Genomic DNA, 26,267 nt, shown 5'->3' with positions numbered 1-26,267 from the left:
GCCTTACGCCTGCCTCACTTGCGGCTTGAGCCGTACATAAAGAGTTTTATCGACCCGCGCCACCAGTTCACCGGCACCGTCGCGGATGTCGACCTGCAGCCGCGGCAGGTACTTCTTGCCGCTGGCGGTGTGCTGGCGAATCTCGGCCAGCAGCGCGTCATCGACGTTGAACTCGGCATACACCGGGCCTTTGCCCGGTGAGATGAAATCGATGCTGGCGGCCTTGTCCCAGACAATGTACTCGCTGCCCAGACGCTCGATCAGCAACAGCATGTAGAACGGGTCGACCATCGAATACAGGCTGCCGCCGAACTGGGTGCCGACGTAGTTGCGGTTCCAGCGGGTGAGCTTCATGCGCACTTTGATGTGGCTCATGTCGGGGCTGATCTGCTGCACCCGAATACCAGCACCCAGGTACGGCGGGTAGATATTCAGCAACCAGCGCAGCATGCGGGCCTTGCGCGCCAGCCGACGCGAATCGCTCACAGGCGGCCCCGCAGATCGCTGCGGGTGCCCAGGCCCATCGCCTGGCGGGCGAACCAGCGCTTGGCCGGTGGCAACAGATCAAGGCCAAGCAAACCCAGGTTGCGTCCGGTGGCCAGCAACGGCTGGCTGCTGCCGAACATCCGCGTGACCTGATCGGAGAAGCCGATGGTCAGGCTCTGGTCGAGTTGCTGCCGCTGCTGATAGGTCTGCAGGGTCGCCAGGTCGCCGGGGTGCGGCGGGCCGGCCAGCAAGCCTTCAGCCAGCGCCTGCACATCGCGTAGCGACAGGTTGAAGCCCTGCCCGGCAATCGGGTGCAGGCTGTGCGCGGCATTGCCGAGGACCACCAGATGCGGGCGCACCTGCTCGCTGGCAGCCACCAGCGCCAGCGGGTACAGATGCCGCGCGCCAACCTGGCGCAGTGCGCCGAGGCGGAAGCCAAAGACCTGCTGCAGCTCGGCGAGGAAGTTGCGCTCATCGATCTCGGCCAGGCGCTTGGCGTCCATCCCCTGGCGGGTCCAGACCAGCGCGCAGCGGTTGTCCGGCAATGGCAGCAAAGCCATAGGCCCCTGTTCGGTAAAGCGCTCGAAGGCCTGACCGCCGTGGGCCTCACCGGGGGTGATATTGGCGATCAAGGCACTCTGCTGATAAGGCCGGCGCTGCACATGGATGCCCAGCTGCTCGCGCAAGCCCGAGCGACCACCGTCAGCCAGCACAGCCAGGTCACACTCAAGGCTGGTGTCGTCATCCAGCTGCAAGCGGTAACCGCCTTCGATCGGCTGCATCGCCTTGACCTCGGCCGGGCATCGCCAGCTCACCACTTCCGGGTCCAGGCCCTGCCACAGGCACTGGCCGAGCCAGGCGTTTTCCACCACATAGCCCAGCGCCGGCACGCCTTCTTCGCTGGCGTCCAGGCGGGTGGCGCCAAAGCGACCGCGGTCGGACACGTGAATCTGCAGAATCGGCTCGGCGCGCTGGCTGATGGCCGGCCACAGGCCCAACTGCTGGTAGATCTGCCGGGTGCCGAACGACAACGCCGACGAGCGCGCATCGTAGCTTGGCTGAAACGCATCGCCAGGGGCGAACGGCTCGATCAGCAGGATTTTCCAGCCACGCGCCTTGGCCCCAGCCTGCAGCGCCAGCGCCAGGCTGGCGCCGACCAGGCCGCCGCCGATGATTGCCAGGTTGACCCGGCTCATGCCGCCTGCTCGCGGGCAGCGGCCATCAGCGCCTCGATCTCGGCAACCGTCCGCGGCACGCCGGAGGTAAGAATTTCACAGCCCTGCCTGGTAACCACCACGTCGTCCTCGATCCTGATGCCGATACCGCGCCACTTCTTGGCCACGGCCTGATTGTCGGCGCCGATGTAAATGCCGGGTTCGACGGTCAGCGCCATGCCCACTTCGAGCACCCGCCACTGGCCGCCGACCTTGTACTCGCCGACATCGTGCACATCCATGCCCAGCCAGTGCCCGGCGCGGTGCATGTAGAACGCGCGGTAGGCCTCGCTGTCGATCAGCGCCTGCACTTCGCCCTTGAGCAAGCCCAGCCGCACCAGCCCTGCGGTAATCACCCGCACCGTCGCCTCATGGGCGTGGTTCCAGTGCTTGCCTGGGGCGATCTCGGCAAAGGCCGCAGCCTGGGCTTCGAGCACCAGCTCGTAGATGGCTTTCTGCTCAGCAGAAAAACGCCCGCTGACCGGGAACGTGCGGGTGATGTCGCTGGCATAGCAGTCGATTTCACAGCCGGCATCGATCAGCACCAGGTCGCCGTCCTTGAGCACGGCGTCGTTCTGCTGATAGTGCAGGATGCAGCCATTACGCCCAGCAGCGACGATCGAGCCATAGGCCGGCATCTTCGCCCCGCCCTTGCGAAACTCGTAATCGAGCTCGGCCTCCAGGCTGTATTCGTAAAGCCCCGCCCGGCAGGCCTGCATCGCCCGCACATGGGCCCGTGCAGAAATCGCCGCAGCGGCGCGCATGACCTTCACTTCTGCTGCCGATTTATACAGGCGCATGTCGTGCAGCAGATGATCCAGCGCAACGAACTCGTTGGGCGGCTGCGCACCGAGGCGGGCCTTGGAGCGAATCAGGTTGATCCAGTCCATCAAGCGCCGGTCGAACTCAGGGTTGCTGCCCATCGCCGTGTACACCCGCTCGCGGCCTTCGATCAGGCCCGGCAGGATCTCGTCGATGTCGGTAATCGGAAATGCATCGTCCGCGCCATACTCGCGCAGGGCACCTTCCTGACCGGCACGCAAGCCGTCCCACAACTCGCGCTCCGGGTTGCGTTCACGGCAGAACAGCACGTATTCGCCATGCTCGCGACCGGGGATCAGAACAATCACCGCCTCAGGCTCGGGAAAGCCGCTGAGGTACTGGAAGTCACTGTCCTGACGGTACACGTGCTCGACATCACGGTTGCGAATGGCAACCGCAGCGGCGGGCAGGATGGCGATGCTGTTGGGGACCATCTGCGCCATCAGCGCCTTGCGCCGACGGGCATACTCGGCCTTGGGTATGTGGCTCATGGACAGACGACCCCGATTGATCAGTGCAGCGATGGCTTGGGGGCAGGCGCAACTGGCGCGGCCAGCTCGGTGAACAGCAGCAGCGGCGCGACGCGCAGGTACTCGGTGACCTCCATGTAGTCGCTCTCGCCGTCCTCGGATTCTTCCAGGGCGTCTTGCACCTGCGAAATCGCCACCAGGTCCTGCAGCACTTCCTTGGCTTCGGTGGACAGGTCCTTGCCACCGGCGTTCAAGCCGAAGCCGGCGATGAAGCCCTGGCACCATTCGCCAAGGGCGGCGGCACGTTCGGTCAGCGGTTGTTCATCACCCGGCAGCAACAGCACCAGAGCGACGTCATCGCCGGTGAGTTCGGCCTTGACCATCTCCTGCAGGCCGATCAGGGCGTTGCGCACAGAGTCGTTCGGTTCGACCTCGAGGGTGTTGGCGGCGTCGGCCAACCAGGCCTCGGCATCGAAGCCTGCGCCGGCGCAGCTGCGGCCAATCAACAGGCCGTGCAGCTCGGCGGGGGAGACAGGGTGACCATTGCTCGAGAGCAGTGCGGCGAAAGCGGTGTACGGCGATTGAGTATTAGGCATGGGCTGCTAGGCGCCAGACGGCGCAATGTCTAGAATGAAGACCTTGTATCCTAGCACCGGCAGGCGCGCCAAGACCATCGGCACTGGCCGCCCAAGGCCCGGCACCGGCATCATGGCCAGGCCGTAAACGATGGAGCGAAACGAGTGCCCCCCATGCAAGACAACGACCTGCAAGCGCTGATGAGCCGTTTCGAGCTGCTGATCGAGCGCGTCGAGCAACTTAAACGGCAAAATGCACTCCTATTAGCGCAGGAAACTTCCTGGCGCGAAGAGCGCGCCCACCTCATTGAAAAAAATGAGATCGCAAGGCGTAAGGTCGAATCCATGATCTTGCGGCTCAAGGCCCTGGAGCAAGACTCATGAGTTCAAGCAATAGCGTCACCGTACAGATCCTCGACAAAGACTACTCGATCATCTGCCCGCCCGAAGAGCGCAGCAACCTGGTCAGCGCCGCGCGCTATCTGGATGGCAAGATGCGCGAGATCCGCAGCAGCGGCAAAGTCATCGGCGCCGATCGCATTGCGGTGATGGCGGCCTTGAACATTACCCACGAAATGCTCCACCGCCAGGAAACCCCTGAAGTGGCCAGCGGCGGTACTACCCGCGAGCAGGTGCGTGACCTGCTCGAGCGCGTCGACAGCGCATTGGCCGACGACACGGGTACCAAAAACGGCTGAGATCGGTATACTGGCGTCACTCCCTGGGAGATGCGCCAGTCGGTTATGTCCCTGAGCCGATACGCACAACCACGGGGGTTGCACGCTGGGGCCGGTGTGCATGTCCGCCCGACGGAAAGCCTTAACGCCCCCTGCAATCTCCACCTTGAACTTTCGGGTTCAAGGGCTACGCCGATAGCGGTCTTATCGGGGAGCCTGAATTCTGCATTGCTCGCCTGCTCTGGCGGGCAACTGGTCTGGCCGCCACGGCGGCCGACACCTTCGGGACCTCTGTGCCATGACCGACACCGCGCCCCTCACCCGCCCGCAACTTCGTCGCCAGCTGCGTAACGCACGCCGCGCCCTTACGCCTGCACAACAGCGTCAGGCGTCTCGCGGCCTGTACCGTCAGCTGGCCCAGCATCCGTTATTCCGCCGCGCCCGCCACATTGCCCTGTACCTGCCCAATGACGGCGAGATCGACCCGCGCCTGCTGCTGCGCGAGGGCCATCGGCGCGGCAAGCGGATCTACCTGCCGGTACTGCACGCCTGGCCGGCCACACGCATGGTGTTTCAGCGTTACGACCAGGGTGAGGTGCTCAAGCGCAATCGCTTTCGCATCCCGGAGCCGGTAATCGAGCGCAAGCGGCAACGGCCAATCTGGGCGCTGGATTTGATCCTGCTGCCGTTGGTCGGGTTTGACGAAGTGGGTGGCCGCTTGGGCATGGGGGGCGGGTTCTATGACCGCAGCCTGGCCTATCAGAGCCGGCGCAAGACCTGGAAGAAACCGCTGCTGCTGGGCCTGGCGCATGAATGCCAGAAGGTCGAGCGTCTGGCGCAGGCCAGTTGGGATGTACCGCTGCAAGGCACGGTCTCGGACCGCCACTGGTACCTGGCGCGCAATTGAGCGCGCAATGACTTCAGCGCTGCTGTGGCGCTTGCTCGACGGGGGTCTGGTAGGCGACGTCCATCTTTCGCTCCAGCAAACTCTGCGCATAACCGGTGGTAACGACCCCAAGACCGAAGATAAAGGCCAGGATCCACAGCAGGTCCGGTTTGCGTTTGTTCATTGATTGCCCCCTGGCAACTGATTCGGGCTTGCCAGCTTTTTCAGTGCTGACTGAGCATAGTGCTTAAAATCGGCGCATTTTCCGCCAACCGGAGCCGACACGCAAACGTTGACGTCAACCGGCTGTCGGTTTCATGCAACTAGTTATTTCAGACTTTGTCAGGAGCAGCGTCCATGGCCTATTGGCTAATGAAATCCGAGCCGGACGAATTGTCCATCGATGACCTCAAACGCCTCGGCGAAGCGCGCTGGGACGGGGTGCGCAACTACCAGGCGCGCAATTTCCTCAGGGCCATGGCGGTTGGCGACGAGTTTTTCTTCTATCACTCAAGCTGCCCGCAGCCGGGCATTGCCGGTATCGCCAAAATTGTTGCAGCGGCGTACCCCGACCCTACGGCACTTGACCCGCAGAGTCACTACCACGATGCCAAGGCCAGCGCCGACAAGAACCCCTGGAGCGCCGTCGATGTCGCCCATGTGCGCACCTTCAAGCCTTTGCTCGGGCTGGGCTTGCTCAAGCAGCAGGCAGCTCTGGAGGAGATGCCGCTGGTGCAAAAAGGCACGCGCCTGTCGGTGATGCCGGTGACCTTGAAGCAGTGGGCTGCGATCCTGACCTTGGCCAAGTAGTGGAAAGCAGAGGGGGCTGCTTTGCAGCCCTTCGCGGGTAAACCCGCTCCCACAGGGATCACAGCGGTTTTGAAACCGAATTTCGACAAACGCCGCTGAACCCTGTGGGAGCGGGTTCACCGGGACGCCGGACCGCCGCGAAGGGCCGCAAAGCGGCCCCGGTTGGCTTTACTGCACGATCAGGTTATTGAACAGCAGGTCCTCGACGATCGGCTTGCCTTCCTCGTTCTCCATCACCTGCTGTACCTGCTTCAACGCTTCCTGACGCAGGCGCTCCTTGGCCTCGACGTTACTCATGCTGTCCACGGTCTGCTGGGTGAACAGCGCCACCAGCTGATTACGAATCAGCGGCTCGTGATGCTTGACCGCCGCCGCAGCGGCATCGCCGGTCACGCGCAGGGCCACGTCAGCCTTGTACACGCGCAGCTTGCTGTTGCCATCCAGGGCGTAGTTGCCGACAAAGGGCGGGCTCAGGCTGATATAGGCAACCTTCGGCGCGCCTTCTGCGGCTTCCTCGGCCATAGCCGCCATTGGCAGCATCAGCGCCATAACCATCAAGATCCACGCTTTCACGAATTCGCTCCTCACATACAGTTGGCGCCAGCTTACCCAGCACGTCGCGCAAACCCAAGCCCGGGCTTATGCCGGACCATCAGGGCCGAGCATGCTCGTTGACCGGGCAAGCAGTCCTCCTACACTTATCGGCCATCACCTGCAAAGGAATAGCCCCGATGAAAGCCGTGTTGTGCAAAACCCTGGGCCCGGCGCGCGATCTTGTGCTTGCAGACGTCGCCAGCCCCCAGCCGAAGATCAACGAGGTCCTGCTCGACGTGCACGCCGCCGGGGTCAACTTCCCTGACACGCTGATCATCGAAGGCAAATACCAGTTCCAGCCACCGCTGCCGTTCTCGCCGGGTGGCGAAGCGGCCGGGGTGGTTGCGGCGGTGGGCGCCAAGGCCGGCGCGTTCGAGGTGGGCCAGCGGGTCATGGCGCTGACCGGCTGGGGCGCGTTTGCCGAGCAGGTCGCGGTGCCCTACTACAACGTGCTGCCAATCCCCGACAGCATGGACTTCACCACCGCCGCCGCGCTGGGCATGACCTACGGCACTTCGCTGCACGCACTGCGCCAGCGGGCCAACCTGCAGCCTGGAGAAACCCTGTTGGTGCTGGGCGCTTCCGGTGGCGTCGGCCTGGCCGCCGTGGAGATCGGCAAAGCCATGGGTGCCAAGGTGATCGCCGCAGCCAGCAGCGCCGACAAGCTGGCGGTAGCCAAGGCAGCCGGTGCAGATGAGCTGATCGACTACAGCACAAGCTCGCTCAAGGATGAAATCAAGCGCCTGACCGGCGGCCAGGGCGTCGACGTGATCTACGACCCGGTCGGCGGCGAGCTGTTCGACCAGGCGGTGCGCGGCCTAGCCTGGAACGGCCGGCTGCTGGTGGTGGGCTTTGCCAGCGGCGTGATCCCACAACTGCCGGTCAATCTGGCGCTGCTCAAGGGCGCGGCGGTAGTGGGAGTGTTCTGGGGTGCATTTGCCCAGCGTCAGCCACAGGACAACGCCGCCAACTTCCGTCAACTGTTCGCCTGGCACGCCGAGGGCAAGATCAAACCACTGGTATCGAAAACCTACCCACTGGCCGAAGCCGGCAGCGCCATAGAGCAACTGGCACAGCGCAAGGCGGTGGGCAAGCTGGTGGTGCAGACCCGTTGAACGAAGCCTGCGCGGGGGTCAAACCTCGCGCAGGTTATGGCAGCGGCGAAAACGCGCCTCCAGATTGCGATCAGGCATCTGGTGGCTGCGCAGTGCGTTCAAGGTCTGCTCGACGTAATCGCGGGTGGTGCCGAAGCGCCCGCTGGCGCTGGCCAGGATCTGGCTCAGCAGCCCATCCGGCAGGTCGCCGGCGTAACACGGCAAGTGCCGCTCCAGCACGAAACCCAAGGCTTGCACCTTGCTGCCATTGTCGAGCCGGCAGGTCAGCCAGTGCGGGCGATAGGCCGGGTACGGCATCTCCCGTTGCCACAGGGCCATCAGCGAGTCATCCAGATTGCTGTCGTCCAGCCGGTAGGCAAAGCCGCTGCACGAGCCGCCGCGATCCAGGCCAAACACCAGCCCCGGGCACTCGGGTGTGCCGCGATGCTCATGCGACCACAGGTACAGCCCGCGATGATAACCGTGCACGCGCGCACGCTGACGTTCGACCGAGTTGCACTCCGGCCGCCAGATCAGCGAACCATAGGCAAACAACCACACTGGCCCGCCACGGTGACGCGACATGGTCGACTGCATAGAAACTGACAGTTGCTCGCGCGTGAGTTGCTGACCAAAGTCCAGCGACGGCGGATAGGAAACTTTCCAGGATAGACTTTCAAGTGCCGACATAAGCTGCCGCCATTATTCCCCGAGAACTTACAATGAGCGCCACTGTAACTCACTGGCGCTGCGCTGGACTTACCGTACGGCAGAAAGGCACCGTATTACAAGCCCTGACGCAGGTAGGAGCAGCCGCAACATGGGCACTGCAGGCGAATGTGCAGTGCTGTTGCGAGTATAGATAAAGTTATTGGCAAGGGCGGTAAGACTTACCGCCTTATAATCAAGTCGAACAACTTTGGTTATTAGCGATCAACCACGCGGGGCGTAGGCAAATACGTCTGCGCGCATGCGATGGGCGTCCATACCGGCTTCGACCAGAGCATCCAGCGTGGCATAGACCATGTTGGGCGAGCCGCTGGCGTACACGTGAACGTCATTGAGGTCAGCGATATCTTCGCAAACCGCCTCGTGGAGCATGCCGCAGCGCCCTTCCCAACCACACAGGTCGCTGACCACCTTGTGCAGGAACAGGTTGGGCAAGCGCTGCCACTCGTCCCAGTGCTCGAGCGCGTAGAAGTCCTCAGGGCGACGCACGCCCCAGTACAGGTGCACCGGGTGCTTGAAGCCGTTGGCCCGGCAGTGCTCGATCAGGCTGTGCATCTGGCCCATGCCGGTGCCGGCGGCGATCAACACCAGCGGCCCATCCGGCAGCTCGGCCAGGTGGGTGTCGCCAAACGGCATCTGAATACGCGCCAGGCCGTCGCGCTGCAATTGCTCAATCAATGCCACCGAGCTGGGCTCGCGGGCCAGTACGTGCAGCTCCAGGTCCCGCCCGGCATGCGGCGCGGAGGCCAGCGAGAAGGCCGCCTTGTCGGCGCCATCGCGCTCGATCATCAGGTATTGGCCGGCGTGGTAGCGCAGCGGCTTGCCAGCGGGGGCACGCAGGCGCACGCGCCAGACATCACCGCCAACCTCGATGCACTCGCTGACCGTGCAGGCCAGCGTGCGCAGCGGCAGCTCGCCCAGGGCCAGAACGCCGTCCCAGAGCAGCACGCAGTCTTCCAGCGGCTCGGCAATGCAGGTGAACAGCTCGCCGTGATCGCGCACTTCACCGTCCTGGCGCACCCGGCCTTCGACCAGCAGTGCCGCGCAGACATGGCAGTTGCCATTGCGACAGCTGCTCGGGCAGTCATAGCCCAGGCGCCGCGCACCATCAAGAATCCTTTCACCGGGCTCCAGCGCCAGTACCGCCCCGGAGGGCTGCAACGTTACCTGCATCAATCTATTCCCAACTGATCCCACAGCTCATCGATACGGCGGGTGACGGCATCGTCCTTGACGATGACCCGGCCCCATTCGCGTGTTGTCTCGCCCGGCCACTTGTGTGTGGCGTCCAGGCCCATCTTCGAGCCAAGCCCCGACACCGGTGAGGCAAAATCCAGGTAGTCGATCGGCGTGTTGTCGATCATCACCGTATCACGCTTGGGGTCCATGCGCGTGGTGACGGCCCAGATCACGTCGTTCCAGTCGCGGGCGTTGATATCGTCGTCGGTGACAATAACGAACTTGGTGTACATGAACTGTCGCAGGAACGACCACACACCGAGCATTACCCGCTTGGCATGGCCTGGGTACTGCTTCTTGATGGTCACCACCGCCATACGGTACGAGCAGCCTTCCGGCGGCAGGTAGAAGTCGGTGATCTCCGGGAACTGCTTTTGCAGGATCGGCACGAACACTTCGTTCAGGGCCACACCCAGAATCGCCGGCTCATCTGGTGGCCGGCCGGTATAGGTGCTGTGATAGATCGGATTACGCCGATGGGTGATGCGCTCGATGGTGAACACCGGGAAGCTGTCGACTTCGTTGTAGTAGCCGGTGTGATCGCCATACGGGCCTTCCGGGGCCATCTCGCCAGGGTGGATAACCCCTTCAAGGATGATTTCCGCCGTGGCCGGCACCTGCAGGTCGCTGCCGCGGCACTTGACCAGCTCGGTACGGTTACCGCGTAGCAGGCCGGCAAAGGCGTACTCGGACAAGGTATCCGGCACCGGCGTGACCGCGCCAAGGATGGTCGCCGGGTCGGCGCCGAGCGCCACCGCCACCGGGAATGGCTGGCCCGGATGCTTCTCGCACCACTCGCGATAGTCCAGCGCGCCGCCTCGATGGCTCAACCAGCGCATGATGACTTTGTTGCGGCCGATCACCTGCTGGCGATAGATGCCCAGGTTCTGCCGCTCTTTGTTCGGCCCGCGGGTGACGGTCAGGCCCCAGGTGATCAGCGGCGCGACGTCGCCCGGCCAGCAATGCTGAATCGGCAGCTGGCTGAGGTCGACGTCGTCGCCCTCGATCACCACCTCATGGCACACCGCGTCCTTGACCACCTTGGGCGCCATCGACACGACTTTCTTGAAGATCGGCAGCTTCGACCAGGCATCCTTGAGACCCTTGGGCGGCTCGGGCTCCTTGAGGAAGGCCAGCAGCTTGCCGATCTCGCGCAGCTCTGCAACCGACTCGGCGCCCATGCCCATGGCGACCCGCTCCGGTGTGCCGAACAGGTTGCCCAGCACCGGGATGTCGAAACCGACAGGCTTTTCGAACAGCAACGCCGGGCCCTTGGCACGCAAGGTGCGATCGCAGACTTCGGTCATTTCCAGGACGGGTGAAATCGGAACCTGGATGCGCTTGAGTTCGCCGCGCTGCTCCAGGCCACGGATAAAGTCGCGCAAATCGCGATACTGCATGCGTAAGCCTCGTGTTGGCCGTATCGGTCGGGGTGCAGAGTGTAGCGCCGATCAGGCTTTTGTAGGATGCCAAAATGACTTGGGGCCGCTGCGCAGCCCTTCGCGGGTAAACCCGCTCCCACAAGGTTCGATGTAATCCCTGTGGGAGCGGGTTTACCCGCGAAGGGGCGCGCAGCGGCCCCAAATCTTCAGCGTATTAAGCGCGAAGCTTACTTGCGCTTCATCGACAGGAAGAACTCGTCGTTGGTCTTGGTCTGCTTGAGCTTGTCGATCAAGAACTCGATTGCGGCGATCTCGTCCATCGGGTGCAGCAGCTTGCGCAGGATCCACATGCGCTGCAGCTCGTCATCAGCAGTCAGCAGCTCTTCACGACGCGTGCCCGACTTGTTGATGTTGATGGCCGGGAACACACGTTTCTCGGCGATACGACGGTCCAGAGGCAGTTCCATGTTACCGGTACCTTTGAACTCTTCGTAGATCACTTCATCCATCTTCGAGCCGGTTTCAACCAGCGCGGTGGCGATGATGGTCAGCGAGCCGCCTTCTTCGATGTTACGCGCAGCACCGAAGAAGCGCTTTGGCTTCTCGAGCGCATGGGCATCGACACCACCGGTCAGGACCTTGCCGGAGCTCGGGATGACGGTGTTGTAGGCACGAGCCAGACGGGTGATCGAGTCGAGCAGGATGACCACGTCTTTCTTGTGCTCAACCAGGCGCTTTGCCTTCTCGATGACCATTTCGGCAACCTGCACGTGGCGGGTTGGCGGCTCGTCGAAGGTCGAAGCAACCACTTCGCCGCGCACGGTGCGTTGCATCTCGGTAACTTCTTCCGGGCGCTCGTCGATCAGCAGAACGATCAGGTGGCACTCGGGATTGTTACGGGTGATGTTGGCAGCGATGTTCTGCAGCATGATCGTCTTGCCCGCTTTTGGCGGAGCGACGATCAGGCCACGCTGGCCCTTGCCGATCGGCGCGCACAGGTCGATCACACGCCCGGTCAAGTCCTCGGTGGAGCCGTTGCCGGCTTCCATCTTCAGGCGCTTGTTGGGGAACAACGGCGTCAGGTTCTCGAAGAGGATCTTGTTCTTCGCGTTTTCTGGACGGTCGTAGTTGATCGTGTCGACCTTGAGCAGCGCGAAGTAACGCTCCCCTTCCTTTGGCGGGCGAATCTTGCCAACGATGGTGTCACCGGTACGCAGGTTGAAGCGACGGATCTGGCTGGGCGAGACGTAGATATCGTCAGGGCCGGCCAGGTAGGACGCATCAGCCGACCGCAGGAAACCGAAACCATCCTGGAGAATCTCCAGCACGCCGTCACCCGAGATCTCTTCGCCGCTCTTAGCGTGTTTTTTCAACAGGGCGAAAATCACGTCCTGCTTGCGCGAACGGGCCATGTTTTCAATGCCCATCTGTTCGGCCATTTCTAGCAGATCAGTAATCGGCTTTTGCTTGAGTTCAGTCAGGTTCATAAGGGGAGTGGACGTAATCATGTAAGAAGGGAGAATTAAGCTTCTGGCTTAATGAAGCCGCGCCGCAAGAAGGCGACAGGATCGCGTACTGATTCGAATTGGGATGCTTCGGCGACGGCGTGCAGGGGGCACTTGAAGAAACAGTGCGAGGCCGAATGTAACACTTGCTTTTTTGCGCGTCTAGGGTTCGCAAAAAGAAAAGCCCCGGATTTACCGGGGCCTTTTCACATCACAGGTTGGCGTCGATGAACGCAGCCAGTTGTGATTTCGACAGCGCGCCGACCTTGGTTGCCTCGACGTTACCGTTCTTGAACAGCATCAGCGTCGGGATGCCACGCACGCCGTGCTTGGCCGGGGTTTCCTGGTTGTCGTCGATATTCAGCTTGGCGACGGTCAGTTTACCCTCGTAGGTAGTGGCGATGTCGTCCAGGACTGGAGCGATCATCTTGCATGGGCCGCACCATTCAGCCCAGTAGTCGACCAGCACCGGGCCTTCTGCCTTCAGGACTTCGGCCTCGAAGGTGGCGTCGGTGACATGTTTGATCAGGTCGTTGCTCATGGATATCTCCAGGTGGAAAGCAAAATCGTGGCCCATCATAGCTGCACCGGCTGGCTACAGGAAGTCGCGGACGATTGAGTGTAACTATAGTGGAGCAAGACACCCCGCATCGAAACTGTCACATAGGTGTCATACGATCCGTGCGCACCTTGCTTTGCATCAAACCTTGCCCAGCCACGCGTTGGCGTATGCCCGCGTTCGTGGCAGGATTGCCAGGTAACCGACCGAGAATCTCGAAAATCATGCCGCAGAACTCCGCGAAGAACCTATCCCTGATCGCCGCCATCGACCTGGGCTCCAACAGTTTCCACATGGTCGTGGCCAAGGCCCACCACACGGAAATCCGCATTCTTGAGCGGCAGGGCGAGAAGGTTCAGCTGGCCGCCGGTATCGACGAAGAGCGCCGCCTCAGCGAAGAAGCCATGCAGCGCGGCCTGGAGTGCCTCAAGCGCTTCGCCCAGCTGATCAACGGCATGCCCGATGGCGCCGTGCGCATCGTCGGCACCAACGCGCTGCGCGAAGCGCGCAACCGCAACGAATTCATCCAGCGCGCCGAAGCTATCCTCGGCCACCCGGTCGAGGTCATCTCCGGCCGTGAAGAAGCGCGCCTGATCTACCTCGGCGTGTCGCACACCCTGGCCGACAATCCGGGCAAGCGCCTGGTCGCCGACATTGGTGGCGGCAGCACCGAGTTCATCATTGGCCAGCGCTTCGAGCCGTTGCTGCGCGAGAGCCTGCAAATGGGCTGCGTCAGCTATACCCAGCGCTACTTCCGCGACGGCAAGATCACCCCGGCGCGCTACGCCCAGGCCTACACCGCTGCGCGCCTGGAGCTGATGAGCATCGAAACCGCCCTGCACCGGCTGACCTGGGACGAAGCGATCGGCTCGTCCGGGACCATTCGCGCCATCGGCGCGGCGATCAAGGCTGGCGGCCTGGGCAACGGTGAGGTCAATGCCGAAGGCCTGGCTTGGGTCAAACGCAAGCTGTTCAAGCTGGGCGACACCGACAAGATCGACTTCGAAGGGGTCAAGCCTGACCGCCGCACGATCTTCCCGGCCGGCCTGGCGATTCTCGAAGCCATTTTCGATGCACTCGAACTGCAACGCATGGACCACTGCGACGGCGCCCTGCGTGAAGGTGTGCTGTTCGACCTGCTTGGCCGCCATCACCACGAAGATGTGCGCGAGCGCACCCTCAATTCGTTGATGGAGCGCTACCACGTCGACCACGGCCAGGCCGCGCGGGTCGAACGCAAGGCGCTGCACGCGTTTGATCAAGTGGCCAAAGACTGGGATCTGGAAGAAGGCAACTGGCGCGACCTGCTGAGCTGGTCGGCCAAGGTCCATGAGGTGGGCCTCGACATCGCCCACTATCACTACCACAAGCACGGCGCCTACCTGATCGAGCACTCCGACCTAGCCGGTTTCTCGCGTGAAGACCAGCAGATGCTCGCGCTGCTGGTACGCGGCCATCGCCGCAACATTCCCAAGGACAAATTCGCCGAGTTCGGCGATGAAGGCAGCCAGCTGATTCGCCTGTGCGTACTGCTGCGCTTTGCCATCCTCTTCCACCACATCCGCGGCACCCAAGAGATGCCCAAAGTGGTGCTGCAAGCCCACGAAAATAGCCTGGAAGTAGTATTCCCGGACGGTTGGCTGGAACAGCACCCGCTGACCCAGGCCGACTTCGCCAACGAGGCGGAGTGGCTGGCCCGGGTCGGCTTCGTCCTCAGCGTACGTTGAGGACCGGGTTGCTCAGGCGCTCCAGCAGGGTCGCCTGGGCACTGCGCGGGTTCTGGTTGCCGGTTGGCGTGCTGCGCACGTAGCGGCCGTCGGACTGCAGGATCCACGCCTGAGTGTTGTCGGTCAGGTAGCTTTCCAGCTCCTTCTTGACCCGCAGCAGGTGCTTCTTGCCCTCGACGGGGAAGCAGGTCTCGACGCGTTTATCGAGGTTGCGCTCCATCCAGTCGGCACTCGACAGGAAGATCTGCTCTTCGCCGCCATTGAGGAAGTAAAACACCCGGGTGTGCTCAAGGAAGCGGCCGATGATCGAGCGTACGTGAATATTGTGCGAAACCCCGGCGATGCCCGGGCGCAGGCAGCACATGCCACGCACCACCAGATCGATACGTACACCTGACTGGCTGGCCTTGTACAGCGCGCGGATGATCTTCGCGTCGGTCAACGAGTTGAACTTGGCGATGATGTGCGCCGGCTTGCCGTCGAGCGCGCACTGGGTCTCGCGGGCAATCATGTCGAGCATGCCCTTCTTCAGCGTGAACGGCGCATGCAGGAGCTTTTTCATGCGCAAGGTCTTGCCCATGCCGATCAGCTGGCTGAACAGCTTGCCAACGTCTTCGCACAGCGCGTCATCCGAGGTCAGCAGGCTGTAGTCGGTATACAGACGGGCGTTGGCGGCGTGGTAGTTGCCGGTGCCGAGGTGCGCGTAGCGGACGATTTCGCCCTGCTCGCGACGAAGGATCAGCATCATCTTGGCGTGGGTCTTGAAGCCGACTACGCCGTAGATCACCACCGCGCCGGCCGCCTGCAGGCGGCTGGCCATCTGCAGGTTGGACTCTTCGTCGAAGCGCGCACGCAGCTCGATCACCGCAGTGACTTCCTTGCCGTTACGCGCTGCGTCGACCAGTGCGTCGACGATCTCCGAGTTGGCGCCGCTGCGGTACAGGGTCTGGCGCACGGCGAGCACGTGCGGGTCTTTGGCTGCCTGGCGCAGCAGGTCGACCACCGGGGTGAACGACTCGAAGGGGTGCATCAGCAGGATGTCCTGCTTGCTGACGACGCTGAAGATGTTTTCGGCGTTCTGCAGCAGCTTGGGGATCGCCGGGGTGAACGGCAGGTACTGCAGTTCCGGGTGGCTTTCCAGGCCGGTGATGCTGAACAGCCGGGTCAGGTTGACCGGACCATTGACCTGATACAGCTCGTTCTCGCTCAGACTGAACTGCTTGAGCAGGTAGTCGGACAGATGCTTGGGGCAGGTGTCGGCGACTTCCAGGCGCACCGCATCGCCGTAGCGACGCGAGAACAGCTCACCACGCAGAGCGCGGGCAAGGTCGTCGACCTCTTCCGAGTCCAGCGCCAGGTCGGCGTTACGGGTCAGGCGGAACTGATAGCAACCCTTGACCTTCATGCCCTGGAACAAATCATCGGCGTGGGCGTGAATCATCGACGAGAGGAATACGTAGTTGGCACCGGTGCCACCTACCTCCTCCGGTACGCGAATCACCCGAGGCAGCAAACGCGGCGCGGGGATGATCGCCAGGCCCGAATCGCGGCCGAATGCATCGACCCCTTCGAGCTCGACGATGAAGTTCAGGCTCTTGTTCACCAGCAACGGGAACGGGTGGGTCGGATCGAGGCCGATCGGGGTGATGATCGGCGCGATCTCGTCGCGGAAGAAACGCCGCACCCAGGTCTTGATCTTCGGCGTCCAGTTGCGCCGACGAATGAAGCGAATGTTGTGCTTTTCCATCTCTGGCAGCAGCACGTCGTTGAGGATCGCGTACTGGCGATCCACTTCGTGGTGCACCAGCTCGCTGATCCGGCTCAGGGCCTGATGTGGCTGCAGGCCGTCGGCGCCGGCCAGCTCACGGGCAAAATTGATCTGCTTCTTCAGGCCGGCGACGCGGATCTCGAAGAACTCGTCGAGGTTGCTGGAGAAGATCAGCAGGAACTTCAAGCGCTCGAGCAGCGGATACGACTCGTCCAGCGCCTGTTCCAGCACGCGGAAGTTGAACTGCAGCTGCGAGAGCTCGCGATGAATGTACAGGCTGCTGTCGTCCAGCCCAGGCACCGGGATCGCCGGCGCCGGCGCAGGGGTCGGCGCGGCGGTTTCGAGCGCAGCGTCGGCAACCGCTTCGACCACAGGCTCGGCCACCGGCTCAAGGTCTGGCGGCGTTTGCGTCAGCTCTTGCGGTAGCGCTTGAGCATCCTTGATGTCGACCGGGGATAGCACTTCGTTATTCATCTGACGTTCCTGAAGGGCGTTACTGCCCTCTCAACAATTGGGCGGCGCGAACGGCGAAATAAGTGAGAATGCCATCGGCGCCTGCACGTTTGAAAGCGGTTAGCGATTCGAGGATCACGGCCTCGCTCAGCCAGCCATTCTGAATTGCCGCCATGTGCATGGCGTACTCGCCGCTGACCTGATAGACAAAGGTCGGCACCTTGAACTCGGTTTTGACCCGGTAAACGATATCCAGGTATGGCATGCCTGGCTTGACCATGACCATATCGGCACCTTCGGCCAGGTCAGTGGCCACTTCGTGCAGGGCCTCGTCGCTGTTGGCCGGGTCCATCTGGTACGACGCCTTGTTGGCCTTGCCCAGGTTCAAAGCCGAGCCTACCGCATCGCGGAACGGGCCGTAGTAGGCACTGGCGTACTTGGCCGAGTAGGCCATGATGCGCACGTTGACGTGGCCGGCGACTTCCAGCGCCTCGCGGATCGCGCCGAGGCGGCCGTCCATCATGTCAGAAGGCGCCACCACTTGCGCGCCAGCCTCGGCGTGGGACAGCGCCTGGCGCACCAGCGCATCGACGGTGATGTCGTTCTGCACGTAGCCGTCTTCGTCGAGGATGCCATCCTGGCCGTGGGTGGTAAACGGGTCGAGGGCAACGTCGGTGATCACCCCAAGCTCCGGGAAGCGTTCACGCAGGGCGCGGGTAGCGCGCTGGGCAATGCCATCCGGGTTCCACGCTTCGGCGCCATCCAGGGTCTTTTTCTCGACCGGGGTTACCGGGAACAGTGCCAAGGCCGGAATCCCCAGGTCCACCCAGGACTGCGCAGCTTCCAGCAGCAAGTCGATCGACAAGCGCTCGACACCTGGCATGGACGGCACTTCTTCTCGGCGGTTTTCACCATCCAGAACGAATACCGGCAAGATCAGGTCATCGACCGTCAGGGTGTTTTCACGCACCAGGCGACGGGAAAACTCGTCGCGGCGATTGCGACGCAGACGTGTGGCAGGAAACATACGGTTGGCGGGGGTAAAGCTCACGGCAGACTCCTGAGCCCGCGCAGGCGGGCAGCGCGACAGTTATAAGCGGCCATTATGACGCCTGTGTTACACCCTTGGGCAACCCTGCGACGTGTCGCCACAGGCAATCACCATGTAGGAATTGTTCACGTCGAGACACATTTGGACACTTTCCCCACGGCCCGCGAAGGGGTAGGCTGCGCGTTCATTTCGCCAGCACCCCAGAAGATGCTTCAACAATTCCTGCAGGATTTCGGCTACTTTGCCCTTTTTCTCGGCACATTTTTTGAAGGTGAGACCATCCTGGTGCTTGCGGGATTTCTTGCGTTCCGCGGTTACATGGACATCAACATGGTGTGCGTGGTGGCCTTCTTCGGCAGCTATGCCGGCGACCAGCTGTGGTACTTCATGGGCCGCCGCCATGGCCGCGCAATCCTGGCGCGCAGGCCGCGCTGGCAGGCCATGGGCGACCGTGCCCTGGACCATATCCGCCGCCACCCGGACATCTGGGTACTGAGCTTCCGCTTCGTCTATGGCCTGCGCACGGTGATGCCGGTAGCGATTGGCCTGTCGGGCTATCCGCCGCGCCGCTACCTGCTGCTCAACGGCATTGGCGCTGCGGTGTGGGCAGTGGCCCTGGGCGCTGCGGCCTACCACTTCGGGGCGATCCTCGAAGGCCTGCTTGGCAACGTCAAGAAGTACGAGCTGTGGGTACTTGGCGGCCTGCTGGTGCTGGGCCTGCTGCTGTGGCTGCGCCGGCGTTTTCGCACCCAGCGCGCCGAGCGCAAGGCGGCCGCCGACGCGGCTGCGACCGAGCAGCTGACGGACAAGCCAAGCCCACCGCAAGAATGAACATGCCGCTGTTGCCGTGATCCTAGTAAAGTGCCAAGCAACAATTGGCGCCTGGACTCTGGAGAAACAAGCATGACAAAAAAAGTGGCGGTGATTCTTTCCGGCTGTGGTGTCTACGATGGCGCTGAAATCCACGAAAGCGTGATCACGCTGCTGCGCCTGGACCAGCGCGGCGCGCAGGTGCAGTGCTTTGCACCAAACATCCCCCAACTGCATGTAATCGATCATCTGACCGGTGAGCAAACCAGCGAGACTCGCAATGTGCTGGTCGAGTCGGCGCGGATTGCCCGCGGCCAGGTCAAGGACATTCGCGAAGCAGACGTCAGCGAGTTTGACGCGCTGATCGTGCCCGGCGGCTTTGGCGCTGCAAAAAACCTCTCCAACTTTGCCGTTGAAGGTGACAAGTGCACGGTTCAACCAGACGTACTGGCGCTGGCCGAGGCCTTCGCCGAAGCCGGCAAACCGGTCGGCCTGATGTGCATTTCGCCAGCTCTGGCAGCGAAGATCTACGGCCCAGGCGTGGTCTGCACCATCGGTAACGATGCCGGCACCAGCGCGGCGGTGGTGAAGATGGGCGGCACCCACGAAGAGTGCGATGTACATGACATCGTCGAAGACACCCAGCGCAAGCTGGTGACCACCCCGGCGTACATGCTCGCTACCTCGATCAGCGATGCGGCCAGCGGCATCTACAAACTGGTCGATCGGGTGCTGGAATTGACCCACGCCAACGACCACTGAGCTGCCCTGCAGCGCTGGCCCAGGCCGGCGCTGCGTGGTGCTGTGATCAATGTCGTAATCAGCCCCTCGCGAGGCGGGTCAGGATGCGATCGAGGGAGTTGGCGAACTCCTGCTTCTCTTTCTCGCCGTAAGGCCCCTGACCACCACTGGCCTGGCCCTGTTCACGCAGCTCGGTGAACAAGTTACGCGTCGCCAACCGGTCGGCCATATTGCGCTCATCGAACTCACGGCCACGTGGGTCGAGCGCCGCCACGCCGTTTTTCACAAGGCGGTCGGCCAAGGGGATATCGCTGCAGATCACCAACTCGCCCGGTACGGCATTCTCGACCAGATAATCATCGGCGGCATCCGGCCCGCTCGGCACCACGATCAGCTTTACGCAGGCAAACGCCGGCTTGATCTGCGCTTGGCCGGCGACCATCACCACCTCAAGTTTGCGCTTGAGGGCAAACTTTACGATCAGGTCCTTGGCTGCCTTGGGGCAGGCGTCGGCATCGATCCATATACGCATTGCTGCATTCTCATCGGCTGTTAATCACTGCACCCAGTGTGCCAGATCGCAGCTCAACTGGCCGCAGCGCGGCGCCGCTCGAGCAGCCACGAGCGGCCATACAGCAGCGCGATCGCGCTCAGTGCCAAGGCTTGTGCCGCCAGTGAGTAGGCATCGGCATGAATGCCCAGCCAGTCGAATTCAAAGAACGCCACCGGCCGCGTGCCGAGGATGCCTGCCTCTTGCAAGGCCTTGATGCCATGCCCGGCGAACACCACCGACAGTGCGCACAGCAGCGCGGCATTGATGCTGAAGAACAGCGCCAACGGCAGCTTGGCCGAACCGCGCAGGATCACCCAGGCCAGGCCCACCAACAGCACCAGCGCGGTGGCACCACCGGCCAGCACAGCGTTGTGCCCGGCAGGCCCTGATTGCAGCCACAGGGTTTCGTAGAATAGGATCACCTCGAACAGCTCGCGGTACACCGAGAAGAACGCCAGCAAGGCAAAACCAAAGCGCCCGCCGCCGCCGACCAGGCTGCTTTTGATGTAGTCCTGCCAGGCCGCAGCGTGGCGCCGGTCGTGCATCCACACGCCGAGCCACAGCACCATCACGCTGGCAAACAGCGCGGTGCAACCTTCGAGCAATTCGCGCTGAGCACCGCCAACGTCGATCAGATACGCCGCTACCGCCCAGGTGGCGAAGCCTGCGACCAGTGCCAGCGCCCAGCCAACGTTGACGCTGCGCACCGCAGAATGCTGGCCGGTATTGCGCAGGAATGCCAGGATCGCGGCCAGCACCAGAATCGCCTCGAGGCCTTCGCGCAGCAGAATCAACAGCCCGGAGATGTAGCTCAGCGACCAGCTCAGGCCATCGCTGCCAAGCAGCTTGGCGGCGGCGTCGAGCTTGACCTTGGCCTCGCTCAGGCGCTGTTCGGCCTGGGCGACGGGCAGGCCGTCCTGCAACGACTGCCGATAGGCCATCAGGGCCTTCTCGGTGTCTTTGCGTACTTGGGCATCGATGTTGTCGAGGGAGCTTTCGACCAGCTCGAAACCTTCCAGATAGGCCGCTACCGACAGGTCGTAGGCCTGGTCATGATCGCCGTCGCGATAGGCCGCCAGGCTCTTGTCGAGGGTGCTGGCGGTGTAGTCGAGCAACTGCGCCGGGCCGCGCTTGACCTGCGGCGGCTGTGCACGCTGGGCGCGAAACGCAGCGACGGCCTCGGCGCTGTGGCTGGCGGCGACTTCTGCAGGGGTCTGCCGGGCCAGATCAGCGAGGTTCCAGGCAGGAGCGCCAGCAGCGGCCTGCGGCTCGGCGCTGAAGCTGGCGACAAAGGCCGCTACGTCCCAGCGCTGACGCTCGTCGAGCTGGTCGGCAAACGAGGGCATTTCGGTGCCTTCGATGCCCAGGCCAAGGGTGTTGTAGAGGTCGAACAGGCTGAGCTGATCGAGCCGGGCGACGTCGCGCAGGTTGGCCGGCGCTGGCTCCAGACCGAGCCCGGCCGGGCCATCGCCGGCACCACTGTCACCGTGGCAGATCGAGCAGTTTTGCGCGTACAGCGCGGCGCCGCGGGCAGGATCAGGGGTGATTATCGGGGCCTGGCTGACCTCATAGGCAACCGCCAGACGGGCACCGAGCTGGCGCGCCTCGCGAGCAACGGTAGGGCCGTCCTGGCGCTGGTCGATGGCGGTGCGCAAGGCCTGTACGCCCTGTTCGAGGGCATCACGTTCGGCGTGCGCTGGCAGGTTTTTCACCAGTTCGGCGAGCACGCTGCTGAATTCCTGCTGCTCGCGGTACTCACCGTCATCGACCACCCTGCCCTCGCGCACCGTTGGCGGGTAATCCGCGCCAATGTAATCGAGCAGGTGCAAGGCCTTGGTCGCCTCTGCAGGGGCTTCGGCCATGGCCAGCGTGCTGCACAGCGCCAGCACTGGCCACAGCAGCCAGGCGAGTAAACGGGGACGGGAAGTCATGGCCGATCTCGAGGGGAATACGAAAGAGAACATTGTTCACTTCCACTCGCGCCTGCTCAAGGGCTGCCGGCATATTTCACGAAAAATCTTGTAACAGATTAGCGACAGGGGCCAGCGCAACCTAATTCAAGCCTTCATGCCAGCAAAACGCCACCCTGTGCTTATAATGTCGCGCCTTTGCCTTTGGTCCCCCGCAATCACGGGCCGCGCTGGCGCAGGACGCAGTCCATCCATTCAGGGAAGAACAACACCGATGGTCCCCCGCGCAGTACTTCTGGCAGCGCTTATCGCCGTCACGCAACTGACCGGCTGCGCTGTGTTTCGCAGTTACGACAGCGAGCTTCAGGAAACCAACCAGCAGCTTGTCGCCGGCAATGTCGACGCTGCCCTGGCTCTGCTCGAGAGCAACAACAAGAGCGACGTCAAAGACCTCCTCTACTACTTCGAAAAAGGCGAGCTGCTGCGTTCCAAAGGTGATCTGCAGGGTAGCCAGCAAGCCTGGCGCGTGGCCGACGGCGTGGTCTTCGAGTGGGAAGAAGCAGTCAAACTGGACACTGAAAAGTACCTCAGCCAGTTCGCCAGCTATCTGGTCAACGACAAGGTCCGCCGCTACCAGGGCTACGACTACGAAAAGGTCATGCTGACCACCCAGATGGCCCTGAACCTGCTGGCGCAGAACGATTTCGCCGGCGCCCGTACCGAAATCAAGAAGACCCACGAACGCGAAGCGGTCATCGCCGAGCTGCGTGACAAGCAGTACCTCAAGGGCGAGCAGGAAGCCGAACAACAAGGTGCCAGCACCGAGTTCAAGGATCTGAAGGGATATCCGGTGGCCAGCCTCGACGACCCTGAAGTGGTCAGTCTGAAAAACAGCTACCAGAGCGCGTTCAGCCATTACCTGTCCGGCTTCGTCTACGAGGCCCTTGGCGAGAAGGGCCTGGCCGCGCCGGGCTACCGCACTGCAGCCGAGCTACGGCCGAAGACGCCATTGCTCGAGCAAGCCCTGCTCAACCTGGATGGCAAGCAAGCCAAAGCCGGCGAGAGCGATGTGCTGATTGTGGTCCAGAGCGGCCTGGCACCGGCACGCGACTCGATGCGCATCCCGCTGCCACTGACGATCGACGGTAACCTGGTGATCACCACGCTGTCGTTCCCGGTGATAAGAGAAGACAACAGCACTGCGCGCTTTGGCGAGGTCTACCTGAACGACCAGGCTGTCAGCCTCACTTCACTCAACAACACCAGCGCCATGTCGCGCAGGGCCCTGCGTGACGACATGCCGGAGATCATCCTGCGCACCAGCGTGCGCGCGGTCAGCCGCACCCTGGCGCAAAAAAAGCTGAACGAGGTCGACCCGCTGGCAGCCCTGATCGTGGGCATTGCCGCGGCAGTGGTCGAAGGCGCCGACACCCGCACCTGGCGCACCCTGCCCAACCAGACCCAGGTCGCCCGCGTGCATCTGGCCCAAGGCGAACATCGCCTGAGCCTGCCGGCGATCCTCGGCAGCGGTACGCTCAAGGTCAAGATCGACCAACCCTACCAAGTGATCAGCCTGCGCGTGCTCGGCCATCAGGTGTTCGCCAGTGGCGCCGCCATACAACTGCCGCAGCCGGCCCAAGCGCCGGTGCTTGCCAACCTCAAATAATCTCAAGGATCGAACATGCGTTTAATCTGCATCGCTCTTGTCGCCGCCGCCCTCCTGGCAGGCTGTGCCAGTCCGCCCGAGCCAGGCAGCGCCGCCAGCAAGGTGGTGACCATGGGCCAGCTCGACGACTTTGACATTGGCCCGATGCGGGTGGCCCGCGAACGCGGATTTCTCACCGTCAAGGTCGCCATCAACAACACCAGCCGCAGCAACCAGACCCTTTACTACCGCTTCGCCTGGCTGGGCGACGACGGCTTCCCGGTAGGCGATGAAGAAAGCTGGAAGACCCTCACTCTGTACGGCAAGCAGGCCAGCTTCCTGCCCGCCATCGCCCCGGTTCCGCAGGCGCGCGACTTCCGCCTCGAAGTCCATACCCGGTAATCATTTTCAGGAGCACTTTTGATGTTTGCACGCATTACCCTCGCCGCGCTCACCCTCGCCTTGCTCAGCGGCTGCAGCACGCCGTCACCAGGCCTGGGCAGCAAGAACATCAGCTACGGCGACACCAAGGCAGTCGAGCTGATTACCAACGAATTCGGCTCCACCGACCTGCAGATGATCGCCGAGAGCATGACCCGCTCGCTGGCCCAGTCCGGCGTGCTGCAGGGCCGCCCGGTGGTGCAGGTGTATGACGTGAAGAACAAGACCAGCGAGTACATCGATACCCGCGAGATCACCACCACGATCAAGACCCAACTGCTCAAGACCGGCGTTGCCCGCTTTGCCAGCGACAACACCGACATGCAGAGCCAGGTCGACCAGCTCCAGTTGCAGAACCAAAGCGGCCTGTACAAAAAAGCCACCGTCGCCAAGACGGGCAACATGATCGCCGCGCAGTACCGCCTGGAAGGCTCGATCAGCTCCATCGTCAAACGCAGCAGCGATTACAAAGACGTGTTCTACAAGTTCAGCCTGCAGTTGGTCGACGTCGAAAGCGGCCTGGCTGAATGGATGGACGAAAAAGAAATCCGCAAGACCACGGAGCGCTAAGCGATGCGTACATGGATGGCAGTCATCGCTCTGGCTTGCGCATTTTCTGCGCAGGCGGCGCCCAAGGTCGCAGTCACCGACCTTGCCTATCAGGCGCAGGTGGAGGAATACATCCACAGCGTCAGTGCGCACAACAGCGGCCAGGCGAGCCCGTACAGCGCCAGCCACTCGGCCAGCTACAGCGAGTACGAGAGCAGCAAGAGCTACATCGAGCAGACCGAGCTGCGCAATTTCGGTGGCGACATCAAGGGCGCAATCCTCAAGGGTGGGCTGTTCCAGCTGGTGCAGGGCAAGCCTTACACCAGCCGTTCCAACGACGATGTCTACGACGTGATCGCCCGGATCAAAGCCGGCTCGTTCCCAGGTGCCGACTACGTGCTGTTCGGCACCCTGTCGGATATCGACTTCCAGAGCGACATCAACGCACTCGACCACACCGACAGCCACTCGGCGGTACTGGCCCTGAGCGTGGTGGCTGATTTCAGCCTGATCAATACCCGCACCTACGAGATCACCTCGGCCTTCACCGCCATGGGCGAGGGCCAGGACACCAAGCTGGTAAAACGCCAGGATGCGCGCGTCACCCTCAACCGCCCGCGGGTGGTCCGCGAGGTGTCCAGGGAGCTGGGCATGGATGTAGCGCGGCAACTGGCCGAGCAGCTGGCCGGCGAAGTGTCGGCGGCGCCAGCGCGAGAAGGTGTGCAGAGCAACTTGCCGCCGGATGAACCGGCGCAGATTTTGCGCTGAGGGCTGAAAGCACTCTCCCGGGCAAGCCCGCTCCTGTAGGAGCGGCCTTGCGTCGCGAAAGGGCTGCAAAGCAGCCCCCATACATCGCATCAAAGCCATTCACCGCAGTCGATTGACCCCAGTCTCCATGTCATTGACCAGCGCCTTGGCCAGCCCGCTGAGGATCCGCGCCGCGCTGCCGGCCTGGAGGTCGCCCTGCATTTCGGCCTCATCGGTCAGATGGCGGATACAACCCAGCAACACCGACAGCTCATCAAACGCCTGGGGGATCGGGATGCCAGGGCGGACGGTGAACAGCTCGGTTGAGGCCACGCCCACCGTGGTAATGCCGTTGGTTTGCACGCTCATACCTTGGCTCCTTCAGCTACGCAGCCGGGTCAATGCGTGTTCAACCAGGGTACGGGCCATGCGCGTGGCATGGGCGGCGCTGGCCAGGGCGTTTAGGTCAGGTTGCTCAGCCGAGTCGCTGCACTGCTGGTCGAGGGTCTCGACCACGCCGCAGAGAAATTCATTGGCCAAGGCCAGGGAATCAGGCGGGAGCATGTCGCTGTGGACAGAAAAATGCGGGGAGATGATCAGCTTTAAACGGGGTGGATCAGGGACGATCTTTTTCATGGGACGACACCTCATAGCGTATGAATGGTCGCTGCCCTCCTTTTCGTCTCACGGATTTGGGTGGCAGTCGTACGCGGGGTGAGACCCGGGCCCATACGCTAACCCGGCCAGACCGAAGTCTGCCCGCGTAAGACCGCCATAAAGCGGAGTGCGTTAGGGTCGGGTATCTCACGCCCGTTCGCCCTGTTCAGGCG

Annotated in this window: 29 protein-coding genes and 1 other RNA gene; 13 read left to right on the top strand and 17 right to left on the bottom strand. The window is 62.6% G+C overall.

All coding sequences use genetic code 11. The annotated features are described in order from the left end of the window. Positions 1-3 precede the first annotated feature (3 nt). From K3F44_RS20620 to K3F44_RS20605, 4 genes are read right to left on the bottom strand one after another with little or no spacing between them, the layout of a single operon-like run. Positions 4-486 (bottom strand): DUF4442 domain-containing protein, encoded by a 483-nt coding sequence (locus K3F44_RS20620; RefSeq protein ID WP_101315281.1) that lies wholly within the window; start codon positions 484-486, stop codon positions 4-6. After that, positions 483-1,682, bottom strand: coding sequence for a 2-octaprenyl-6-methoxyphenyl hydroxylase (gene ubiH, locus K3F44_RS20615; RefSeq protein WP_220632875.1), 1,200 nt, complete (start codon positions 1,680-1,682; stop codon positions 483-485). Before ubiH ends, K3F44_RS20620 begins: the two co-directional genes overlap by 4 nt. After that, positions 1,679-3,013, bottom strand: coding sequence for a Xaa-Pro aminopeptidase (gene pepP, locus K3F44_RS20610; RefSeq protein ID WP_150570424.1), 1,335 nt, complete (start codon positions 3,011-3,013; stop codon positions 1,679-1,681). Before pepP ends, ubiH begins: the two co-directional genes overlap by 4 nt. A 20-nt stretch (positions 3,014-3,033) precedes the next feature. Then, positions 3,034-3,588 carry a YecA family protein gene (locus K3F44_RS20605; protein WP_220632874.1) on the bottom strand — a complete coding sequence of 185 codons (555 nt, stop codon included), beginning with the start codon at positions 3,586-3,588 and terminating at the stop codon, positions 3,034-3,036. A 153-nt stretch (positions 3,589-3,741) separates the two neighbouring features. On the opposite strand from K3F44_RS20605, the gene K3F44_RS20600 reads away from it, so the two are divergent. From K3F44_RS20600 to K3F44_RS20585, 4 genes are all read left to right on the top strand, one after another. Continuing rightward, positions 3,742-3,951: a TIGR02449 family protein gene (locus tag K3F44_RS20600; protein WP_101315273.1), complete on the top strand. Its 210-nt coding sequence runs from the start codon at positions 3,742-3,744 to the stop codon at positions 3,949-3,951. Continuing rightward, entirely contained in the window at positions 3,948-4,265 is a 318-nt protein-coding gene (locus tag K3F44_RS20595) for a cell division protein ZapA (RefSeq protein WP_101315271.1), read from the top strand. The genes K3F44_RS20600 and K3F44_RS20595 overlap by 4 nt, the downstream gene beginning before the upstream one ends. 17 nt (positions 4,266-4,282) lie before the next feature. Further along, positions 4,283-4,462: non-coding RNA, 6S RNA (ssrS, locus tag K3F44_RS20590), on the top strand. Positions 4,463-4,542: 80 nt separating this feature from the next. Further along, a complete protein-coding gene (locus K3F44_RS20585; RefSeq protein WP_101315269.1) occupies positions 4,543-5,151 on the top strand; it encodes a 5-formyltetrahydrofolate cyclo-ligase in 609 nt (202 codons plus the stop codon). A 13-nt stretch (positions 5,152-5,164) separates the two neighbouring features. On the opposite strand, the gene K3F44_RS20580 is transcribed toward K3F44_RS20585, so the two are convergent. After that, positions 5,165-5,314: a hypothetical protein gene (locus tag K3F44_RS20580; RefSeq protein ID WP_178080737.1), complete on the bottom strand. Its 150-nt coding sequence runs from the start codon at positions 5,312-5,314 to the stop codon at positions 5,165-5,167. A 173-nt stretch (positions 5,315-5,487) separates the two neighbouring features. Here K3F44_RS20580 and K3F44_RS20575 point away from each other — a divergent pair, with 173 nt between their 5' ends. After that, positions 5,488-5,940, top strand: a complete 453-nt coding sequence (locus K3F44_RS20575; RefSeq protein ID WP_101315267.1) for an EVE domain-containing protein — start codon at positions 5,488-5,490, stop codon at positions 5,938-5,940. Between the two features lie 168 nt (positions 5,941-6,108). Here K3F44_RS20575 and K3F44_RS20570 read toward each other — a convergent pair whose 3' ends face one another. After that, on the bottom strand, positions 6,109-6,513 hold the full coding sequence (locus K3F44_RS20570; RefSeq protein ID WP_101315265.1) for a flagellar basal body-associated protein FliL: 405 nt from the start codon (positions 6,511-6,513) through the stop codon (positions 6,109-6,111). A 158-nt stretch (positions 6,514-6,671) separates the two neighbouring features. Between K3F44_RS20570 and K3F44_RS20565 the strand changes: the two genes are divergently transcribed. After that, positions 6,672-7,649: an NADPH:quinone oxidoreductase family protein gene (locus K3F44_RS20565; protein WP_101315263.1), complete on the top strand. Its 978-nt coding sequence runs from the start codon at positions 6,672-6,674 to the stop codon at positions 7,647-7,649. Between the two features lie 18 nt (positions 7,650-7,667). Here K3F44_RS20565 and K3F44_RS20560 read toward each other — a convergent pair whose 3' ends face one another. The 5 genes from K3F44_RS20560 to trxA all read right to left on the bottom strand — a co-directional run bounded on the left by K3F44_RS20560 (position 7,668) and on the right by trxA (position 13,024). Further along, a complete protein-coding gene (locus K3F44_RS20560; RefSeq protein ID WP_101315261.1) occupies positions 7,668-8,318 on the bottom strand; it encodes a gamma-glutamylcyclotransferase in 651 nt (216 codons plus the stop codon). Between the two features lie 243 nt (positions 8,319-8,561). Continuing rightward, complete coding sequence (locus K3F44_RS20555; RefSeq protein ID WP_101315259.1) at positions 8,562-9,530, bottom strand: CDP-6-deoxy-delta-3,4-glucoseen reductase; 969 nt, start codon at positions 9,528-9,530, stop codon at positions 8,562-8,564. Beyond that, the gene (ubiD, locus tag K3F44_RS20550; RefSeq protein WP_101315257.1) at positions 9,530-10,996 is read right to left on the bottom strand and encodes a 4-hydroxy-3-polyprenylbenzoate decarboxylase; all 1,467 of its coding nucleotides are present in this window, start codon (positions 10,994-10,996) and stop codon (positions 9,530-9,532) included. The genes K3F44_RS20555 and ubiD overlap by 1 nt, the downstream gene beginning before the upstream one ends. Before the next feature lie 209 nt (positions 10,997-11,205). After that, positions 11,206-12,465 carry a transcription termination factor Rho gene (rho, locus tag K3F44_RS20545; protein ID WP_101315255.1) on the bottom strand — a complete coding sequence of 420 codons (1,260 nt, stop codon included), beginning with the start codon at positions 12,463-12,465 and terminating at the stop codon, positions 11,206-11,208. A 229-nt stretch (positions 12,466-12,694) separates the two neighbouring features. After that, positions 12,695-13,024, bottom strand: coding sequence for a thioredoxin TrxA (trxA, locus tag K3F44_RS20540; protein ID WP_101315253.1), 330 nt, complete (start codon positions 13,022-13,024; stop codon positions 12,695-12,697). A 242-nt stretch (positions 13,025-13,266) separates the two neighbouring features. On the opposite strand from trxA, the gene ppx reads away from it, so the two are divergent. Next, positions 13,267-14,769, top strand: coding sequence for an exopolyphosphatase (gene ppx / locus K3F44_RS20535; RefSeq protein WP_101315251.1), 1,503 nt, complete (start codon positions 13,267-13,269; stop codon positions 14,767-14,769). On the opposite strand, the gene ppk1 is transcribed toward ppx, so the two are convergent. Together ppk1 and hemB are read right to left on the bottom strand one after the other, a co-directional pair. After that, positions 14,756-17,011 carry a polyphosphate kinase 1 gene (gene ppk1, locus K3F44_RS20530; protein WP_101315249.1) on the bottom strand — a complete coding sequence of 752 codons (2,256 nt, stop codon included), beginning with the start codon at positions 17,009-17,011 and terminating at the stop codon, positions 14,756-14,758. The genes ppx and ppk1 overlap by 14 nt on opposite strands. Before the next feature lie 19 nt (positions 17,012-17,030). Further along, positions 17,031-18,041 carry a porphobilinogen synthase gene (gene hemB, locus K3F44_RS20525; RefSeq protein WP_101315247.1) on the bottom strand — a complete coding sequence of 337 codons (1,011 nt, stop codon included), beginning with the start codon at positions 18,039-18,041 and terminating at the stop codon, positions 17,031-17,033. Between the two features lie 207 nt (positions 18,042-18,248). On the opposite strand from hemB, the gene K3F44_RS20520 reads away from it, so the two are divergent. Both K3F44_RS20520 and elbB read left to right on the top strand, forming a co-directional pair. Then, positions 18,249-18,872, top strand: coding sequence for a DedA family protein (locus K3F44_RS20520; RefSeq protein WP_101315245.1), 624 nt, complete (start codon positions 18,249-18,251; stop codon positions 18,870-18,872). A 72-nt stretch (positions 18,873-18,944) separates the two neighbouring features. Then, entirely contained in the window at positions 18,945-19,613 is a 669-nt protein-coding gene (gene elbB, locus K3F44_RS20515; protein WP_101315243.1) for an isoprenoid biosynthesis glyoxalase ElbB, read from the top strand. A gap of 58 nt (positions 19,614-19,671) precedes the next feature. Here elbB and K3F44_RS20510 read toward each other — a convergent pair whose 3' ends face one another. Further along, entirely contained in the window at positions 19,672-20,124 is a 453-nt protein-coding gene (locus K3F44_RS20510) for a YaiI/YqxD family protein (RefSeq protein WP_150570429.1), read from the bottom strand. A 53-nt stretch (positions 20,125-20,177) separates the two neighbouring features. Next, positions 20,178-22,109: a cytochrome c/FTR1 family iron permease gene (locus K3F44_RS20505; RefSeq protein WP_220632873.1), complete on the bottom strand. Its 1,932-nt coding sequence runs from the start codon at positions 22,107-22,109 to the stop codon at positions 20,178-20,180. Between the two features lie 220 nt (positions 22,110-22,329). Here K3F44_RS20505 and K3F44_RS20500 point away from each other — a divergent pair, with 220 nt between their 5' ends. The 4 genes from K3F44_RS20500 to K3F44_RS20485 are packed head-to-tail and all read left to right on the top strand — an operon-like array spanning position 22,330 to position 25,458. After that, entirely contained in the window at positions 22,330-23,721 is a 1,392-nt protein-coding gene (locus K3F44_RS20500) for a COG3014 family protein (RefSeq protein WP_150570431.1), read from the top strand. Positions 23,722-23,736: 15 nt separating this feature from the next. Continuing rightward, positions 23,737-24,102: a YcfL family protein gene (locus K3F44_RS20495; protein WP_150572512.1), complete on the top strand. Its 366-nt coding sequence runs from the start codon at positions 23,737-23,739 to the stop codon at positions 24,100-24,102. Positions 24,103-24,123: 21 nt separating this feature from the next. After that, complete coding sequence (gene lpoB / locus K3F44_RS20490) at positions 24,124-24,711, top strand: penicillin-binding protein activator LpoB (RefSeq protein ID WP_220632872.1); 588 nt, start codon at positions 24,124-24,126, stop codon at positions 24,709-24,711. Between the two features lie 3 nt (positions 24,712-24,714). Continuing rightward, complete coding sequence (locus K3F44_RS20485; protein ID WP_220632871.1) at positions 24,715-25,458, top strand: penicillin-binding protein activator LpoB; 744 nt, start codon at positions 24,715-24,717, stop codon at positions 25,456-25,458. A 99-nt stretch (positions 25,459-25,557) separates the two neighbouring features. Here K3F44_RS20485 and K3F44_RS20480 read toward each other — a convergent pair whose 3' ends face one another. Together K3F44_RS20480 and K3F44_RS20475 are read right to left on the bottom strand one after the other, a co-directional pair. Continuing rightward, entirely contained in the window at positions 25,558-25,806 is a 249-nt protein-coding gene (locus K3F44_RS20480; protein ID WP_220632870.1) for a DUF3077 domain-containing protein, read from the bottom strand. 12 nt (positions 25,807-25,818) lie between these two features. Then, the gene (locus K3F44_RS20475) at positions 25,819-26,073 is read right to left on the bottom strand and encodes a hypothetical protein (protein ID WP_188036968.1); all 255 of its coding nucleotides are present in this window, start codon (positions 26,071-26,073) and stop codon (positions 25,819-25,821) included. Between the last annotated feature and the right edge of the window lie 194 nt (positions 26,074-26,267).

Source organism: Pseudomonas sp. S07E 245 (assembly GCF_019599025.1).
Classification (GTDB): domain Bacteria; phylum Pseudomonadota; class Gammaproteobacteria; order Pseudomonadales; family Pseudomonadaceae; genus Aquipseudomonas; species Aquipseudomonas shirazensis.
Note: the sequence above shows the minus strand (reverse complement) of the source record. Positions and strands in the feature narration are given on the sequence as shown.

Excerpts from the sequence above, each read along its gene's own strand:
- ppk1 (WP_101315249.1), bottom strand. The coding sequence starts at position 17,011 with ATGAATAACGAAGTGCTATCCCCGGTCGACATCAAGGATGCTCAAGCG.
- ubiD (WP_101315257.1), bottom strand. The coding sequence starts at position 10,996 with ATGCAGTATCGCGATTTGCGCGACTTTATCCGTGGCCTGGAGCAGCGC.
- K3F44_RS20475 (WP_188036968.1), bottom strand. The coding sequence starts at position 26,073 with ATGAAAAAGATCGTCCCTGATCCACCCCGTTTAAAGCTGATCATCTCC.
- elbB (WP_101315243.1), top strand. The coding sequence starts at position 18,945 with ATGACAAAAAAAGTGGCGGTGATTCTTTCCGGCTGTGGTGTCTACGAT.
- K3F44_RS20555 (WP_101315259.1), bottom strand. The coding sequence starts at position 9,530 with ATGCAGGTAACGTTGCAGCCCTCCGGGGCGGTACTGGCGCTGGAGCCC.
- lpoB (WP_220632872.1), top strand. The coding sequence starts at position 24,124 with ATGTTTGCACGCATTACCCTCGCCGCGCTCACCCTCGCCTTGCTCAGC.
- K3F44_RS20500 (WP_150570431.1), top strand. The coding sequence starts at position 22,330 with ATGGTCCCCCGCGCAGTACTTCTGGCAGCGCTTATCGCCGTCACGCAA.
- K3F44_RS20495 (WP_150572512.1), top strand. The coding sequence starts at position 23,737 with ATGCGTTTAATCTGCATCGCTCTTGTCGCCGCCGCCCTCCTGGCAGGC.
- ubiH (WP_220632875.1), bottom strand. The coding sequence starts at position 1,682 with ATGAGCCGGGTCAACCTGGCAATCATCGGCGGCGGCCTGGTCGGCGCC.
- rho (WP_101315255.1), bottom strand. The coding sequence starts at position 12,465 with ATGAACCTGACTGAACTCAAGCAAAAGCCGATTACTGATCTGCTAGAA.
- ppx (WP_101315251.1), top strand. The coding sequence starts at position 13,267 with ATGCCGCAGAACTCCGCGAAGAACCTATCCCTGATCGCCGCCATCGAC.
- K3F44_RS20480 (WP_220632870.1), bottom strand. The coding sequence starts at position 25,806 with ATGAGCGTGCAAACCAACGGCATTACCACGGTGGGCGTGGCCTCAACC.
- K3F44_RS20605 (WP_220632874.1), bottom strand. The coding sequence starts at position 3,588 with ATGCCTAATACTCAATCGCCGTACACCGCTTTCGCCGCACTGCTCTCG.
- K3F44_RS20565 (WP_101315263.1), top strand. The coding sequence starts at position 6,672 with ATGAAAGCCGTGTTGTGCAAAACCCTGGGCCCGGCGCGCGATCTTGTG.
- K3F44_RS20505 (WP_220632873.1), bottom strand. The coding sequence starts at position 22,109 with ATGTTCTCTTTCGTATTCCCCTCGAGATCGGCCATGACTTCCCGTCCC.
- K3F44_RS20560 (WP_101315261.1), bottom strand. The coding sequence starts at position 8,318 with ATGTCGGCACTTGAAAGTCTATCCTGGAAAGTTTCCTATCCGCCGTCG.
- trxA (WP_101315253.1), bottom strand. The coding sequence starts at position 13,024 with ATGAGCAACGACCTGATCAAACATGTCACCGACGCCACCTTCGAGGCC.
- pepP (WP_150570424.1), bottom strand. The coding sequence starts at position 3,013 with ATGAGCCACATACCCAAGGCCGAGTATGCCCGTCGGCGCAAGGCGCTG.
- K3F44_RS20485 (WP_220632871.1), top strand. The coding sequence starts at position 24,715 with ATGCGTACATGGATGGCAGTCATCGCTCTGGCTTGCGCATTTTCTGCG.
- K3F44_RS20575 (WP_101315267.1), top strand. The coding sequence starts at position 5,488 with ATGGCCTATTGGCTAATGAAATCCGAGCCGGACGAATTGTCCATCGAT.
- K3F44_RS20510 (WP_150570429.1), bottom strand. The coding sequence starts at position 20,124 with ATGCGTATATGGATCGATGCCGACGCCTGCCCCAAGGCAGCCAAGGAC.
- K3F44_RS20580 (WP_178080737.1), bottom strand. The coding sequence starts at position 5,314 with ATGAACAAACGCAAACCGGACCTGCTGTGGATCCTGGCCTTTATCTTC.
- K3F44_RS20520 (WP_101315245.1), top strand. The coding sequence starts at position 18,249 with ATGCTTCAACAATTCCTGCAGGATTTCGGCTACTTTGCCCTTTTTCTC.
- K3F44_RS20595 (WP_101315271.1), top strand. The coding sequence starts at position 3,948 with ATGAGTTCAAGCAATAGCGTCACCGTACAGATCCTCGACAAAGACTAC.
- K3F44_RS20585 (WP_101315269.1), top strand. The coding sequence starts at position 4,543 with ATGACCGACACCGCGCCCCTCACCCGCCCGCAACTTCGTCGCCAGCTG.
- K3F44_RS20600 (WP_101315273.1), top strand. The coding sequence starts at position 3,742 with ATGCAAGACAACGACCTGCAAGCGCTGATGAGCCGTTTCGAGCTGCTG.